Genomic DNA, 14,508 nt, shown 5'->3' with positions numbered 1-14,508 from the left:
TGCGTGCCAGCATCGTTAATACTTGTTCACGGGTCGGGGCGGTTAAGGTTAACAACTGGTTTACGTTGCGCGCCTGCCAGCCCTGTGGCACACCAAAACCACTCCAGAAGCGGTCGTTTTGCGACGATCGGCAGCACTTCAGTCAAGAGTTCAGGGGGAGCAAGGGGGCTCGACCAGCCGTTCAAGGGAAACCTTGGACGGCTTCTTTTTTGATTCGGGCCTGCTGATTCGCCGTTTGTGATTCGGTTGGCCGTGATCTACATGCTCGCGAAGTCCAATCCAGCGACTGAGTGCAAGCCATATGAGCGACCCAGAAAGCCCACCGGAGATCGAGCAGGGCGAGGGCGGGCCTGTCGCCCGCGAGCCGGAGCAGCGCCGCGAGCCGGTGTTCAACCTGCCGCCCGTGGTGCAGGCGGTGATCGGCATCTGCGTCGCGGTTCATCTGATCCGGGTCTATTGGCTGACTGACGACCAGGACTTCGAACTGCTTGTCAGGGCTGCCTTTGTGCCGATCCGCTATTCCGGCCGCTTCGACCTGGATTTCTTTGCGTTTTCAAGCCCTTTCACCTACACCTTCCTGCATGGCGGCTTTGCCCATCTTGCCATCAACATGGTGTGGCTCGCGGCCTTCGGCTCACCGCTGGCGAACCGCTTCGGCGCGCTGCGCTTCAGCCTGTTCTTCGCCGCGACCGGACTGGCGGCGGTGGCATTGTTCTGGGCCATGCATCCGCTTGGCGAGGCGCCGCTGGTCGGCGCGTCCGGCGCGATTTCCGGCATGATGGGCGCGGCGGCACGCTACGGCTTCCGCATCGATCGCTCGTCGGGCAAGGCCGCCTTCACCGGCCAGCCTTTGCCGATGGCGGCAGTGCTGCGCTCGCGCGGCGTCGTCACCTTTCTCGCCATGTGGATGGTGATCAACCTCGCGACCGGCCTCTTCGGCCTGGCGCCCGGCATTGACGGCCAGATCGCCTGGGAAGCCCATATTGGCGGCTTTCTTGCCGGCTTCTTCGGGCTGCGGTTTTTTGATCGGCGAGAGCAGGCACCCCGGCAGGCGGACGAGCCGGAGACCTGAGACCTCCGCACTTGAAAAGCAACCGATCGCGGCGCACCATGTTCATTCCCAGGGAAAGCCGGCCAGGGCAGGAGCCGGCAAGGAAATGCAGAGGAGGACGCCATGACTGTTAAGGCAATTCTCGAGGCAAAAGGCCACGACGTGGTGACGCTCGGGCCGAACGAAAAGCTCAGCGAAGCCATCCGCATGCTTTCCGAACACAGGATCGGCGCGCTGGTCATCACCAACGGCGATCACAAGATCGTCGGCATTCTTTCCGAGCGCGATGTGGTGCGGGTCCTCGCCAAAGAGGGGGCCGCGGCGCTCGACCTCGCCATCCGCTCGGCGATGACGCCCAAGGTGAAGATCTGCAATGAGAACCACACCGTCAACGAGGTCATGGAGATCATGACCAAGGGCCGCTTCCGCCATCTGCCGGTGGAAAAGAACGGGCTGCTCGACGGCATCGTGTCGATCGGCGACGTAGTCAAGCGGCGCATCGAGGATGTCGAGCGCGAGGCCGAGGAGATCAGGGCCTACATCGCCACGGCATGAGGCGACGGCGGCCGGGTTGCCGGCCATTGAATTTTTTCAAGCCGCTATAGCAGTCCATCGCGGCAGGTGCGGGCCTGTGCCGCGTCGGCGCCTGCGGCTTTGCGCTTGTCTCTTTTGGCGGTTTGCACTAGCGAAGTTGCACATCAAAATATGCGTTCTCGCATATCCGCAATTTCAATATGCAGGCCCTTATGAGCATCATCGATACCCGCACGCCCGACGCCAAGCGCCTGGTTCCCGGCGCCACCGGCGACTGGGAGATCATCATTGGCCTCGAGGTCCACGCGCAGGTGACCTCACAGGCAAAGCTGTTTTCCGGCGCCTCGACCATTTTCGGCGCCGCGCCCAATGCCAATGTCAGCCTGGTCGACGCGGCGATGCCCGGCATGCTGCCGGTCATCAACGAGGAATGTGTCAAGCAGGCGATCCGTACCGGGCTGGGCCTGAAGGCTGAGATCAACCACAAATCGGTCTTCGACAGGAAAAACTATTTCTATCCCGACCTGCCGCAGGGCTACCAGATCTCGCAGTTCAAGCAGCCGATCGTCGGCGAGGGCAAGGTGATCGTCTCGGTCGGCCCTGACCGGCAGGGCGAGTTCGAGGACATCGAGGTCGGCATCGAGCGCCTGCACCTTGAGCAGGACGCCGGCAAGTCGATGCACGACCAGCATGCGACGATGTCCTATGTCGATCTCAACCGCTCCGGCGTGGCGCTGATGGAGATCGTCTCCAAGCCGGATATGCGCTCCGCCGATGAAGCCAAGGCCTATGTCACCAAGCTGCGCACTATCGTGCGCTATCTCGGTACGTGCGACGGCAATATGGACGAAGGCTCGCTGCGCGCAGACGTCAACGTCTCGGTGCGCCGGCCCGGCGGCGAATTCGGCACGCGCTGCGAGATCAAGAACGTCAACTCGATCCGTTTCATCGGCCAGGCCATCGACTATGAGGCGCGCCGCCAGATTGCAATCCTCGAGGACGGCGGCAGGATCGAGCAGGAAACGCGGCTGTTCGACCCCAACAAGGGCGAGACGCGCTCGATGCGCTCCAAGGAAGAAGCGCACGACTACCGCTATTTCCCCGATCCCGACCTTCTGCCGCTGGAATTCGACCAGGCCTATGTCGACGCGCTGGCAAAGGACCTGCCGGAACTTCCGGACGCCAAGAAGGCGCGGCTGATCACCTCGCTCGGCCTGTCGACCTACGATGCCTCGATCCTGGTTTCTGAAAAGGCGATTGCCGATTATTTCGAGAAGGTGGCGGCCGGGCGCGACGGCAAGCTCGCCGCCAACTGGGTCATCAACGACCTCCTGGGGGCCTTGAACAAAGCCGGCAAGGATATTGAAAACGCTCCTGTTTCGCCCGACCAGCTTGGCGCGGTCATCGACCTGATCAAGGAAGGCACCATCTCCGGCAAGATCGCCAAGGATCTGTTCGAGATCGTCTGGAACGAGGGCGGTGATCCGCGCCAGCTGGTCGAAAGCCGCGGCATGAAGCAGGTCACCGATACCGGCGCCATCGAAAAGGCGGTGGACGAGGTGATCTCAGCCAACCCGGACAAGGTCGAACAGGCGCGCGCCAAGCCGACCATGGCCGGCTGGTTCGTCGGCCAGGTGATGAAGGCGACCGGCGGCAAGGCCAATCCGCAGGCGGTCAACGAGCTGGTCAAGGCCAGGCTCGGGATCGAGTAGGATGTTCGTTCGCACCGCCAGCGAGCGCGATCTTGCGGCGGTGCGCGCATTGCTGGTCGAGACATGGCATGCCACCTATGATGCAATCTACGGCGCGGCGCGGGTCACCGAAATCACAGATGAATGGCATTCTATCGCCGCGCTCAAAGCACGGCTGACGCGGCCGAACTCGGAGTTCCTGCTCGCCGACGACGGCAAGAGCATCGGCGGCATGGCATTCGCCGCCGCCACCACGGATCCCGGAATCGTCATGCTGAACCAGCTTTACGTGCATCCGGCCTGGCAGAGGCAAGGCATCGGCCAGGCGCTGCTGGACGAGATCGAGGCCAGCTTTCCGGAGGCCCGGACGCTGCGCGTCGAGGTCGAGGAAGCAAACGCTCCGGCCATCGCCTTTTACCGCGCGAGAGGTTTCTTGCCCGCCGGCAACACGGCCGATTGCGGCGGCGCCTCGGGGTTGCCGGCGCTGGTCTTGGAGAAGGCGATCGGCTAGCTCGTTCGCCTGACGCTCAATTGCGTTTCACTGGCAGGTTTGAGCAGCCGGCGGCGAGAAACTCGCACGGCAGGCTGCCGCCGCCGCCCGACGTATGCGGGGGCGTGGCGGCTTCGATCTTTTCGACCTCGTAATATTTCGAAGTGACGCCCCATTTTTTGACGCCCTGGCACGTCGAGCGCACGCCAACCTCGGTCGCCTTCGCCGCAGTCTTGAAATAGGTGGTGATGCGGCAGGATTGGCTGACCGGCAGGGCGTTCGCCGGGCTCGTGACCGGCGGCAGGAAGTTCGGGAAGGCAAGCAGCGAGATTGCCGCAATGATCCGGACGGCGGGCATGGTGTGGGGAAGGTGCAGCATCGTTCGTCTCCATCGATGGCGCCGCTCGCTCGTGGCGCAGCGGTGCGTTTGTTCCCGCAAGATCAGGCCATGATGCCGGCGCTGCCGCATCTGCCGCGCGGGGGAAGGCGGCGGTCTGAACCGCCGCCGTCATCCGCAAGCGGCCGCGTCAGGGCGTTTTCGGCTTGATGAGCGTCTTTATCGGAACGCCTACTTTGGAGGCCGGACCGTGCTGGTTCCACCATCGACTGCCAGCCCGCCGCTGTTGAGATAGCGTACCGTATAGTGCAACTCATAGCCGGGAACTCTGATCCATGTAGGCTTGGGATTGAACTGGTCCGGCGGCCTCGAATACCACTTCGGGATCTGCATGGTCTTGGAACCGGCGCCGAATCCCACAGTCTTGGCCGCAACTGCGAAGGCGCTGTCTCTGGGATCGTTCGGCGGCTGGTCGACATTGCCGATGACGACCAGGGAATCGTATTTTCGCGCGTCGAGCCTGAGTGCGGGAAGGTTCAGCGCAGCCACGTCGCCTTCGCGCATCGTCAGCGCCTTCTGACGGCCGTCCTCATTGGCGTAGACGTTGAGGTTTATGGCCTCGGATTCCGCATAGACGACATTGTTGTGGAAGTCGCGGGCTGGCAGGCGTGTGAGGCTGTCGAAGGTCACTTCAACCGTCGGCTTGGCTATGGCGTCCGTCACTATCAGGTTGCGCCGCGGCACCGTCCAGAAGATGAGATCATCGCCGGTGGCCTGCGTGCCGGCATCGGAGCCGTCTATGGCCGAGCATTTCGAATTTGGAACCGGCGTCGTCACCGGCAGAGGTGCCGAAAACGAGCTGCGTACCTGGGCGTCGATGTAATTGCCGACGTTGAAAACGTCTTCGAGGATGTTGCCGCCCTCGAAGCTCGCCGGGCCGGGTTGCGAGCGGATGATGACCTGGCTGGAATCGGTCTGCCAGCCGCTGCAGAAGACGTTGACGTCTATGGGAATGCCGATGTGGCGGTCGGAGGTCACCGGGATCGAGACTTTGATGGTCAGGATGTAAGGAACCTTGACGAACCAGCTGTTCGGCTGGTTCAGCATCTGCGTCGCAAAACGCGACGGCCGCCATTGCTTCAGCGATTCGATCGATGCGCGTGACGATCGTCCCTGGGCGGCCAGCTGTGCGTTGGTGGCGTCGACCTTGGCTTGCGCCAGGTTGCGGACGGTGTTGGTGATCAGGAACACGCCGAGTTCAGCTTTGCAGGGCCTGTTCGATTGTGTGGGGTTGCATGGGGCAAGTGCCGCACTGGGAACCGGCGGCCCCGAAGGCGGCGGCTGGGCGGCTGCGGTGGCCGCCATCAGGCAGAAGAACAGCATCGTGCAGGTTTTCAACATGGTATCCTCGCTCTGTCGTTGGAAACCACCCTCCGGCTAGACAGCAGCATTTCTTCGATGGCGGTTCATCGCCCGCACGGGGGATGAACCGTGAAACATCGGGCGGGCCTAGCGAGTCAAGCCGCCGTCCTTTCCGATTGGATGGCTATTGCTTCACGGCGCCTTTGGTTGTCGCCTTCGGTGCGACGACCTTCGGCTTGGGGGTTTTCGGACCGGGGTCGACTACCAATGCGGCCGTGCAGGAGCATTTGCCCGAACCGCAGTTCAGGTCGCCCTTGCACATTTTGGAATGCCGCATGTCGGTGCAGTCGGCGGTCCCTGAGCAGGAGCAACTGCCTTGCCCGATCGTTCCGGACTGACATTTGAAGCTCCATGCCGGATCGGCGGCAAGGCCGGCCACAGCGAGCGATAAGACGAAAAGCGTCGTCGAGATAAGCTTGCGCATGAATACCTCCCGGTTCTATCGAGCGATGGAACCACGAAGCAGCAACGCCTTCATCTCCCGTGCGGGGGACGAACTCGCGTACCGGTGACGATCGTCAATGCTGTCCCTTCAGCACGACGAGATAACCGCGTTCGACGCGGAGCCGGAACGCGATTTGCCCTGCAGTGCCCGGATCCTTGGAAACCTTGTCGATGACATAGCCGCTGGGATGCGAGCCAAGCCATTCTTCCGGTTTGTCGGTGGTTTCGAATGGCTTTTGCAGCCGGGCCAGGAAGCCGACTTCGCCTTGATAGTCGAAAGCCACGGCCCAGTCCGCATCCTTTCGCTCGTCGATGAAGTTAGCGAGCGGCGTCAGGTCATAGCGTTTGAACGCGGTTGCCGATGCCACCGCGTGGCCGATGCCGAAAATGACAAGCATGACAATGGCCGAGCTCTTCAGCCTGGCGAGCGGGATCTCCGCCATGAAATAGCCGAACAGGATGACCACGAACGGCAACATCGGCACGACGTAGTGGGGCTGTTTGCCGGATATCGCGCTGAACACCAGAAACACGGCAACGAACGAGAACGATAGCAGGCGCAAGGCGCGCAGGTCCGGCGACTTCGTCTCGATCAGGCTGCGTATCCGCGTGCGCAGCTTCAACCGCCAGACCTCGGGTATGAAGATCCACGGTATGAACATGACCGGCAGCAGCAGCAGATAGAAATAGAATGGCCGGCCGTGCGAATTGCGCAAATTGCCGGTGACACGCCCCGCCGACTGGTTCCAGACGAGATCATAGACGAAATTGCCTTTTGTCAGGATGGTCGCCGGCACCAGCCAGATCGCCACCGGAATCAGCGCGGCGAGCACTGCCAGGCCCACTCCAGCGAGGAAGTTCGGTGTCGCCAGTCCCGCCCGCCGGTCGCGCCAGAACGGGTAAAACAGGATGGGCGCGCCGATATGGATCAGCACCACCGGGCCTTTCGTCAGCACGCCCATGCCGATGAACAGCCCGGCCAGAACGGCCTGCCAGCGGTTGCCGCTGCGGCCAAAGGCAATCAGCGACAACAGCGCGGCAAGCACAAAGACCGTCAGCAACAAGTCGAACAGGATCAGCGTCGAATAGATGACGAACACGCTGCTTCCGGCGACCAGCCAGGGGATGCGCCGGGCGATGTCGTCGCGGCCCGGAAATAGGGTCTTTGCCAACGCCGTCGTCAGCCAGATGACGAGCGAGGAGGCGGCGAAGATGACCAGCATCGCCGCCGGCCGGCTGGCGCCGAAAACGGTCCAGACAAGGTCGATAAGCCAAAACAGCAGCGGCGGCTTCTGCAGATAGGGCGCGAAATTCATCGTCGGGACGAAGATCTGTCCGCTCAGATACATTTCCCAGGTGACGCTGAGATATCGCGTTTCGTCGACGGGCAGCAGTGGCCGGAAAGCGACCGCGATTGCGATCAGCCCAAGCAGAAAGAGGTAGGGGAGCAGCCGCTCGGTAGATGTCGGTGTCAAAGATTGAGATCCGCGCCAGAAACCATTTTCATTCCAGCCGAGCGTAGTGCCGCGTTTCTGGACCGCGAACGACCGCACCATGATTTTGGCCGAATTGCAACGATGCCGGGTTCGTTTCGCAGATTTTGCGGACGATGGTCTCAAGGGCTTGGAAAAAACTTGCCGGCCGAGTCTTTTGGACCGCTGCCGGTCCGGGGAACCCAGCGCAAAATCAACTGGAGCGCAAGGGCGGCGACAATTCGCGCATCAAGAGTTCGAGCTCGCGTTGATCGCCGGTACCTGTCTTGTCGAAGATCGTCGCCAGCTGCGACTTGACGGTGCCGTCGGAGACGCCGCCGGCGGCGGCGATTTCCTTTCGCGTCAGGCCGGCGGCAACGTGACCGGCGACGCGCCTTTCTGCCGCGGTCAGTCCGAACAGCGCCGCAATGGCGTCAAGCGCCGGGATTGGTGCCGAACCGGCCGCCGCGATGAAGATCGCTGCGGCGGCGCGCTGCGCGATGCGCGCCGAGATTTCACGCCGCGCCAGCGGCATCACATGGGCCACCGCCGGAACGGCCGTCTTGGCCAGGGGAATATTGATGCCGCAAGGTCCGAGCGCGAATTCGTCGCGCGTGCCGAGCTGGACGGCGCGGCCGATCGCGGCATTGGCATTGGCGTAGGTGAAGGAAAGCTGGCCGCGCACGCAAGCGACCGAAATGTTTTCGGCGAGCAACGCTTCGGCTGACGGATTGGCGAAGATGATGGTCATGTCTTCGGCGACGATCAGCACCGGATGGTCGAGGCTTTCGATGATGGAGCGAAAGATTTCGGCCTTGCGCCGCTCGGCCTCGAACAGGTCGCCGATGGTCACCGCGCGCCGCACATGCGGGGCCAGCAGGCCGACAAGATCGAGATCCTCGCGGGAAATCTGGCGCCTGTCCTTGTCGGTGACCACCATCAACGTGCCGATCCGGGTCGGCCGCTTCATCAACGCCACCCAGAAGAAATCGTCCAGCCGGTTGGGTTGTACCCATTCGCGCACGATGCGGCTTTCGAGCCATCTCTGTCGCGTATCCGGGCCTTGCAGGGCGTAGATCGAATCGACGGTGAACGGCACGTCGATCTCCATCTTGGGAACCGCCGCATAGAACGGCACTTGCGAGCCATAGTCATGCTTCAACGGCTCAAGAACTGCGGGATCGCCGCAGGACACCGAAAACCGCGCGGAGCTGCTGATCGTGTCGATGACGGCGAGCATGGCAAGCTGGCCTTCCGCCAGGTTGCAGATGGCCTCGAGTGTCGCCTGCCAGCGGTCGACGTCGGCAATCGAATCGTAGATCGCCTCAACGACCTGCGGCAATGCGCGACCGGCCGTGCCCGCCAGCGATGACATGAGCCCCTCTCATTTGCCGTCCTTGAGGCAACGAAGCTTCAACTCTTAGAATAACGCTGCGTAAGGTTGCCAACAACCCATTTCATCTGCTTCGGGCGGCCATGGCCATGGGCATGCGGAGGATGAGCGTGAGGTTACCGATATTCGCAAGCCAAGCCGACAAGATCCCTTTTGAAGGATTGAAGAGGCAGAATGGCATCCTCGGCTCCCTCATAGATCTCTTCGAGATTTCTCCACATAGACTCGACGACAACCTGAATTGCCCGACTACGCAGCGGCTTGATCACATCTACAATCGACTTCATGTGAGCCGATCGCATTTGAAGGTATTGATATGTCATCGACATTTCGGGACCGAAAAGTTTTCGGCAGTCGAAAACCGCTTCGCTATCGATGAGCTTCGCGAACATCTCGACCGTTTCAACTGCTTCATTCGCAATAGCCGGTTTGGGAAAGGCGTTACGTTTCTGCTTTTCGTAGTTGGCTACGAACAGAGTTGCACACCCAATAACGGCTTCAATTACTTGAACAAATTGAGCTGCTCGGCGAACAGCTGCGCCGTCAGCGCGAAGGGTGAGCGCAACCAAATCGTCATGTCGTTGTTGTTGACGCTCGTCGCTGCGCCTCATTTCGAAGACGGTCCATCCGGCAGCAATGATCGCCAGAATGCCCGCGATCATCGTCTGATATCGGTAAAGCCAAAATTCGGATGTCGTCGAATCGGTCAGCGCAACGCCGATAAAAATGCCGGCGAGAACGGCCGTCACCGCCTGCATCGCATTCAATCTGTCGTCGGTTGTCAAAGCCCCGTCCCTCCCGTCGCGCTCATACCTGTTAGGGTGTCACCGCGGGTTTGTCATTCTCAGCACGTCGGGCAAACTAGGCGGGTCGATTGTATCTCCACCGTGCCCCGGCGTTCGACGGAACAGGGCTTCGAGGATAAGTGGTCTCTCGCCCTTGGTATCTTTGTCCCTTTCGACGAGGTGCAGGTAAGTTTCCAGCATCGTATTGCGCTGTCGCGCGTCATCCATCAGCAGGAGCGATCTGGTGTTAAATCTGACTACGATGCGAATAAGCCACAAATACATCGCGATCGGCACTGTCACCAGGAACAGCCGCGAAATAGCGGAAATCACCGCTACCGTATCACTTGCCCCCACAGGTATGTCTTTGAATATGCCGACACTGACTTGGTGGAAGAAGTCGATGATCGCCTGATATTGCGAAATCGCAAAGGCAGGCACACCAATCAACAGTACGATCAGAATAAGCCAGGAAATCGAATAGGCTTCCTGCGCCTTCGCTGCGCTACCTGTCCAGAGTTTTCGGGCGTCTTGCAATTGGAGTTCTTCGCGGATCGAAGCCTTGAAAGCATCGAGCGCTTTGTGCGGCTCACCAATGTTGTCATAAAAATTTTGAAGCCTGGATGCCATGTCAGCGAGCTTCTTCTCACTTCCGATAAGCGACCGGCTCATGGCCTGTTGCTGAAAGGAGGCTTCGGTTATCCACTGATCAATATCCCGCCGCTTCGTTTCGAAATAGGCGCCGAGAACATCGTCGATCATCCGAAGTGTCTGATTGGGCTCGCGCTTGGCTGGAACCGGCTCCGCAAAATAGGCCAGCGCCTTTTCCCGCATGGGGCTACCATCGGCGGCGAGCAAAGCGGGCGTGTCTTCAACATAGAGCTTTTGCAGCTTGCTCAATGTGTCGATAGGTGTATCTCGCGCTTCGGCGCCATCTTCGTCTGCCATCGTCTCCGCCCTCCCAATATTCCGGATCATGAAGACTGGCTACGCCATTGGCAACGGCCGGTTTGGCCGAATGGTGCCGCATGCTGACCTACGGCTCAGTCTGCTCCGGCATCGAGGCGGCATCCGTCTCGAGGCGTTTCCGTCCGCCGTGCTGGCGCATCACTACGATTCGAACCTGCTGGGCGAGCCGCTTTCCAAGACCGGAGTGCCAAACTATGGGGATTTCATCACCATTCGATCTCTTTCCCGCCACCCATTTGCTCCTCGGTTGCGGCAAGACGCTTGCCTTCGCAATGCCGTGACGCCATAAGCAGGAACAGGCGCCGCAGCCGCCGCGAGGACTTGCTTCAAGGACTTGCCACGAGGATTTGGATGAAAACTTTCCTTCTGCAGTTTTTCACCTGGTGGAATAGCCAGACATTGGGAACGCGCTTCCACACCTGGCGGCACGGCAAGAAGGTCGGGCAGGACGAGGTCGGCAACGTCTACTATGAGGGCGGCGTCGATTCGGAAGGCCGCACCCGCCGCTGGGTCATCTACCGCGACTATTCGGAAGCCTCGGCGATTCCGCCCGGCTGGCATGGCTGGATCCATCACCGTGTCGACGTTGCGCCGCCAAGCGAAGACTACAAGCCACGCGACTGGCAAAAGCCGCATGTGCCGAACCTCACCGGCAGCCCTGCAGCCTATCGCCCGAAGGGCTCGGTGCTAACCAACCAGCATCGTCCGCAGGTGACGGGCGACTACGACGCCTGGACGCCTGGTTCGTGATCGATCGCTGCGACACGCGCGGTCTCCACTTGCGCGGTCCCCACGGGGCGGTCCTTTGTCGCCACAATTGCTGTTTAGCTGTTTGCTGATCCGACAGCAGCAACTAGCCTTGGCGTTAAGAGAATCACCCGGGCGCAAACCACCGGACCTTGCATGAGCATGTTCAGCCGATTTTTGACGGGCGGATTAACCGCGGTCGTTCTCGCTTCTATGGTGGCGCTTGCTGCTGCGCAGGAGTTGGCGCCGCCTGCGCCGGACGCCTCGGTGGCGCCTGCAGCACCCGCAGTATCCGAGCGCATCACCAATCCCGTCGCTGAATTCGCCGGCATCGACAAGATCACCGGCCGTATCATCACCTTCGATGTCTATATCGACGAGACGGTGCAGTTCGGCGCTTTGCAGGTAACGCCGCGCATCTGCTATTCACGGCCCGAAAACGAAGAGCCGAAGACGGATTCGTTCGTCGAGGTCGACGAGATCACGCTCGACCGGAAAATACGCCGTATCTTCACCGGCTGGATGTTTGCTGAAAGCCCCGGGATCAACGCCGTCGAGCATGCCGTCTATGATATCTGGCTGAAGGGCTGCAAGCAGAAGTCCGACGTGCCAGCACCCGCCGCCCCCAAAACCAACTAGAATCTGTCAGCGTGCGGCGGATACCGCGTCTTGCGGAACCGCCGTGTTGCCCGAGCGTTGGTGCCACTCTACGGAGGAGGTTGCCATGATGACGGCCAACAAGAACGAACTTCTCGACATCGAAAGGGGATTCTGGAGCGGCGGCGCCGACTATTTCAAGGCCAATGCCGATAGCGAATGCCTGGTGGCCTTCCCGCAGATGGCGCGGGTGATGAGCAATGCCGATCTGGCCGCAACTGCCACGGACCCGAACCGCTGGCGCGATCTCGACATCGACCTCAAGGGCATCATCGAGCCGGGCAGCGACATCGTCATGCTGACCTACGAGGCGCGTGCGACCCGGCAAGATGGCGAAGCCTATGCGGCGCTGGTCAGCACCGGCTATGTCCACCGCGTCAATGGCTGGAAAATGATGTTTCACGCACAGACGCCGCTGGCGACGGCAGCAAAAGGCTGACCGGCCGATAGAGCAATTCCAGGAAAGTGTGAACGGGTTCCGTCCGGAATTGCGTTTCTGTGAAACGATGAACCATTCCAGGTTATGGAAAAAACACGGCCTCGCCCTTCAGCGCCTCGGCCAGCATCTTCTCGTATTTGCCGCGCGGCACGTCGATCGCGCCGAAGCGTTTGAGATGCTCGGTGGTGAACTGCGTATCGAGCAGTGCAAAACCGCGCGCCTTCAGGCGTTCGACGAGGTGAACCAGGCAGGCCTTTGACGCGTCGGTCTCCCTGGCGAACATGCTCTCGCCGAAAAACACGCGGCCGAGCGATACGCCGTAGAGCCCCCCGACCAACCGGTCGTCGTGCCAGGCCTCGACCGAATGGCAATGGCCCATCCGATGCAGCTCGATATAGGCTTCGCGGATCGGCGCGTTGATCCAGGTCGACCGACGTTCCTCGCGCCTTTCGGCACAGGCCTCGATCGTCGCCTCGAAGTCGAAATCGATGCGGAACTCGAACAGGTTCTTGCGGATCGTCTTTCTCAGGCTTTTCGGTATGTGGAACCCGTCGAGCGGAATGATGCCGCGCGTCTCCGGCCGCACCCAGAATACTTCGGGGTCATTGGCGCTTTCGGCCATCGGGAAGACGCCGGAGGCATAGGCTTTGAGCAAAAGATCGGTCGGGATGCGATAACCGGGTGCGTAGGGACGGGTCATCGCTTCGCCCCTGTATCACTCGCCTTCGGCCAGGTATTTTTCCAGCCAGTGGATGTCGTAGTCGCCATTGGCGATGTCGGCGTTGCCGACGAGGTCGCGAAACAGCGGCAGCGTCGTCTTGATGCCGTCGACAACGAACTCGTCGAGCGCGCGCCGCAGCCGCATCATGCATTCGACTCGGTTGCGGCCGTGCACGATCAGCTTGCCGATCAGGCTGTCGTAGTAGGGCGGGATCTTGTAGCCGGAATAGACGCCGGAATCGACGCGGATGCCGAGGCCGCCCGGCGTGTGGAAGTGGGTGATGGTGCCCGGCGACGGGGTGAAGGTGCGCGGATCTTCGGCGTTGATACGGCATTCGATGGCATGGCCATGGAAGCGGATATCTTCCTGGCGCACCGAAAGCCCGCCGCCCGAGGCGACCCGGATCTGCTCGTGCACGAGATCGATGCCGGTGATCGCCTCGGTGACCGGATGTTCGACCTGCAGGCGCGTGTTCATCTCGATGAAATAGAACTGGCCGTCCTCATAGAGGAATTCGATCGTGCCGGCGCCGGAATAGCCGAGATCGGCGATCGCCCTGGCGCAGACGCCGCCAATATGCGCGCGCTCCTCGGCATTGAGCGCCGGCGAGGGCGCTTCTTCCCAGACTTTCTGGTGGCGGCGCTGCAGCGAGCAGTCGCGCTCGCCGAAATGCACGCCGCGCCCGGCGCCGTCGCCGAACACCTGCACTTCGATATGGCGCGGCTTCTGCAGATATTTCTCGATATAGACGGCGTCGTCGCCGAAGGCCGCACCCGCCTCCGAGCGTGCCGTCTGCAGCGCCACCTCGAGGTCGGCCTCGCTACGCGCCACTTTCATGCCGCGCCCGCCGCCGCCGGCCGACGCCTTGATGATCACGGGGTAGCCGATCGCGGCGGCAATGCGCTTGGCTTCCTTGTCCTCGGTGACCGCGCCGTCGGAGCCAGGCACCACGGGGATGCCGAGGCGTTTTGCGGTACGCTTGGCCTCGATCTTGTCGCCCATGATGCGGATATGGTCGCCGGTCGGGCCGATGAAGGTGATGTTGTGCGCGGCGAGGATGTCGGCGAACTTGGCGTTCTCCGACAGAAAGCCGTAGCCGGGATGCACCGCGTCGGCGCCGGTGATCTCGCAGGCGGCGACGATCTGGTGGATGTTGAGATAGCTGTCGCGCGACGGCGGCGGGCCGATGCAGACGCTCTCGTCGGCGAGACGCACATGCATAGCGTCGGCGTCGGCGGTCGAATGCACCACCACCGTCTGGATGCCGAGCTCCTTGCAGGCGCGCAGCACCCTGAGGGCGATTTCGCCGCGGTTGGCGATGAGGATTTTCTGGAACATCTTTCGCCTGTTCCCGGC

At 61.3% G+C, this 14,508-nt stretch carries 17 protein-coding genes; 8 read left to right on the top strand and 9 right to left on the bottom strand.

Features of this window, described 5'->3' with window-relative positions; translation table 11 throughout:
• The first annotated feature begins 301 nt into the window (after positions 1–301).
• The 4 genes from NKI19_RS26065 to NKI19_RS26050 all read left to right on the top strand — a co-directional run bounded on the left by NKI19_RS26065 (position 302) and on the right by NKI19_RS26050 (position 3,787).
• Positions 302–1,072, top strand: a complete 771-nt coding sequence (locus tag NKI19_RS26065; RefSeq protein ID WP_352566634.1) for a rhomboid family intramembrane serine protease — start codon at positions 302–304, stop codon at positions 1,070–1,072.
• 102 nt (positions 1,073–1,174) lie between these two features.
• Positions 1,175–1,606 (top strand): CBS domain-containing protein, encoded by a 432-nt coding sequence (locus tag NKI19_RS26060; protein WP_023717464.1) that lies wholly within the window; start codon positions 1,175–1,177, stop codon positions 1,604–1,606.
• A gap of 191 nt (positions 1,607–1,797) precedes the next feature.
• Complete coding sequence (gene gatB, locus NKI19_RS26055; RefSeq protein ID WP_352492542.1) at positions 1,798–3,297, top strand: Asp-tRNA(Asn)/Glu-tRNA(Gln) amidotransferase subunit GatB; 1,500 nt, start codon at positions 1,798–1,800, stop codon at positions 3,295–3,297.
• A 1-nt stretch (position 3,298) separates the two neighbouring features.
• Positions 3,299–3,787: a GNAT family N-acetyltransferase gene (locus tag NKI19_RS26050; protein ID WP_292662477.1), complete on the top strand. Its 489-nt coding sequence runs from the start codon at positions 3,299–3,301 to the stop codon at positions 3,785–3,787.
• A 16-nt stretch (positions 3,788–3,803) separates the two neighbouring features.
• Here the strand turns inward: NKI19_RS26050 and NKI19_RS26045 are convergent, their stop codons facing one another.
• The 7 genes from NKI19_RS26045 to NKI19_RS26015 all read right to left on the bottom strand — a co-directional run bounded on the left by NKI19_RS26045 (position 3,804) and on the right by NKI19_RS26015 (position 10,567).
• The gene (locus tag NKI19_RS26045; protein WP_352492541.1) at positions 3,804–4,145 is read right to left on the bottom strand and encodes a hypothetical protein; all 342 of its coding nucleotides are present in this window, start codon (positions 4,143–4,145) and stop codon (positions 3,804–3,806) included.
• A 189-nt stretch (positions 4,146–4,334) separates the two neighbouring features.
• Positions 4,335–5,501 (bottom strand): hypothetical protein, encoded by a 1,167-nt coding sequence (locus tag NKI19_RS26040; protein WP_352566632.1) that lies wholly within the window; start codon positions 5,499–5,501, stop codon positions 4,335–4,337.
• Between the two features lie 148 nt (positions 5,502–5,649).
• Positions 5,650–5,949: a hypothetical protein gene (locus NKI19_RS26035; protein WP_352492539.1), complete on the bottom strand. Its 300-nt coding sequence runs from the start codon at positions 5,947–5,949 to the stop codon at positions 5,650–5,652.
• A 94-nt stretch (positions 5,950–6,043) separates the two neighbouring features.
• Positions 6,044–7,444: an ArnT family glycosyltransferase gene (locus tag NKI19_RS26030; protein WP_352566630.1), complete on the bottom strand. Its 1,401-nt coding sequence runs from the start codon at positions 7,442–7,444 to the stop codon at positions 6,044–6,046.
• A 211-nt stretch (positions 7,445–7,655) separates the two neighbouring features.
• Entirely contained in the window at positions 7,656–8,816 is a 1,161-nt protein-coding gene (locus NKI19_RS26025; protein ID WP_352492537.1) for a helix-turn-helix transcriptional regulator, read from the bottom strand.
• A gap of 134 nt (positions 8,817–8,950) precedes the next feature.
• Positions 8,951–9,619, bottom strand: coding sequence for a hypothetical protein (locus NKI19_RS26020; protein ID WP_352492536.1), 669 nt, complete (start codon positions 9,617–9,619; stop codon positions 8,951–8,953).
• A 39-nt stretch (positions 9,620–9,658) separates the two neighbouring features.
• On the bottom strand, positions 9,659–10,567 hold the full coding sequence (locus NKI19_RS26015; RefSeq protein ID WP_352492535.1) for a DUF6161 domain-containing protein: 909 nt from the start codon (positions 10,565–10,567) through the stop codon (positions 9,659–9,661).
• A 28-nt stretch (positions 10,568–10,595) separates the two neighbouring features.
• On the opposite strand from NKI19_RS26015, the gene NKI19_RS26010 reads away from it, so the two are divergent.
• The 4 genes from NKI19_RS26010 (at position 10,596) to NKI19_RS25995 (ending at position 12,431) form a co-directional block, all read left to right on the top strand.
• Complete coding sequence (locus NKI19_RS26010) at positions 10,596–10,877, top strand: hypothetical protein (RefSeq protein ID WP_352710597.1); 282 nt, start codon at positions 10,596–10,598, stop codon at positions 10,875–10,877.
• 62 nt (positions 10,878–10,939) lie between these two features.
• Positions 10,940–11,338 (top strand): NADH:ubiquinone oxidoreductase subunit NDUFA12, encoded by a 399-nt coding sequence (locus NKI19_RS26005; RefSeq protein WP_023674818.1) that lies wholly within the window; start codon positions 10,940–10,942, stop codon positions 11,336–11,338.
• Between the two features lie 153 nt (positions 11,339–11,491).
• Positions 11,492–11,974, top strand: a complete 483-nt coding sequence (locus NKI19_RS26000) for a DUF2155 domain-containing protein (RefSeq protein WP_352492534.1) — start codon at positions 11,492–11,494, stop codon at positions 11,972–11,974.
• Between the two features lie 88 nt (positions 11,975–12,062).
• Positions 12,063–12,431 (top strand): hypothetical protein, encoded by a 369-nt coding sequence (locus tag NKI19_RS25995; RefSeq protein ID WP_352492565.1) that lies wholly within the window; start codon positions 12,063–12,065, stop codon positions 12,429–12,431.
• 82 nt (positions 12,432–12,513) lie between these two features.
• On the opposite strand, the gene aat is transcribed toward NKI19_RS25995, so the two are convergent.
• A complete protein-coding gene (gene aat / locus NKI19_RS25990) occupies positions 12,514–13,131 on the bottom strand; it encodes a leucyl/phenylalanyl-tRNA--protein transferase (RefSeq protein WP_292662502.1) in 618 nt (205 codons plus the stop codon).
• 15 nt (positions 13,132–13,146) lie between these two features.
• A complete protein-coding gene (gene accC, locus NKI19_RS25985; protein ID WP_352492533.1) occupies positions 13,147–14,490 on the bottom strand; it encodes an acetyl-CoA carboxylase biotin carboxylase subunit in 1,344 nt (447 codons plus the stop codon).
• Positions 14,491–14,508: the final 18 nt, after the last annotated feature.

The sequence above is a fragment of the Mesorhizobium sp. M0751 genome (assembly GCF_040320265.1).
Taxonomy (GTDB): domain Bacteria; phylum Pseudomonadota; class Alphaproteobacteria; order Rhizobiales; family Rhizobiaceae; genus Mesorhizobium.
The sequence above is the reverse complement of the archived record's forward strand: the minus strand, read 5'-3'. Positions and strand labels throughout refer to the sequence as shown.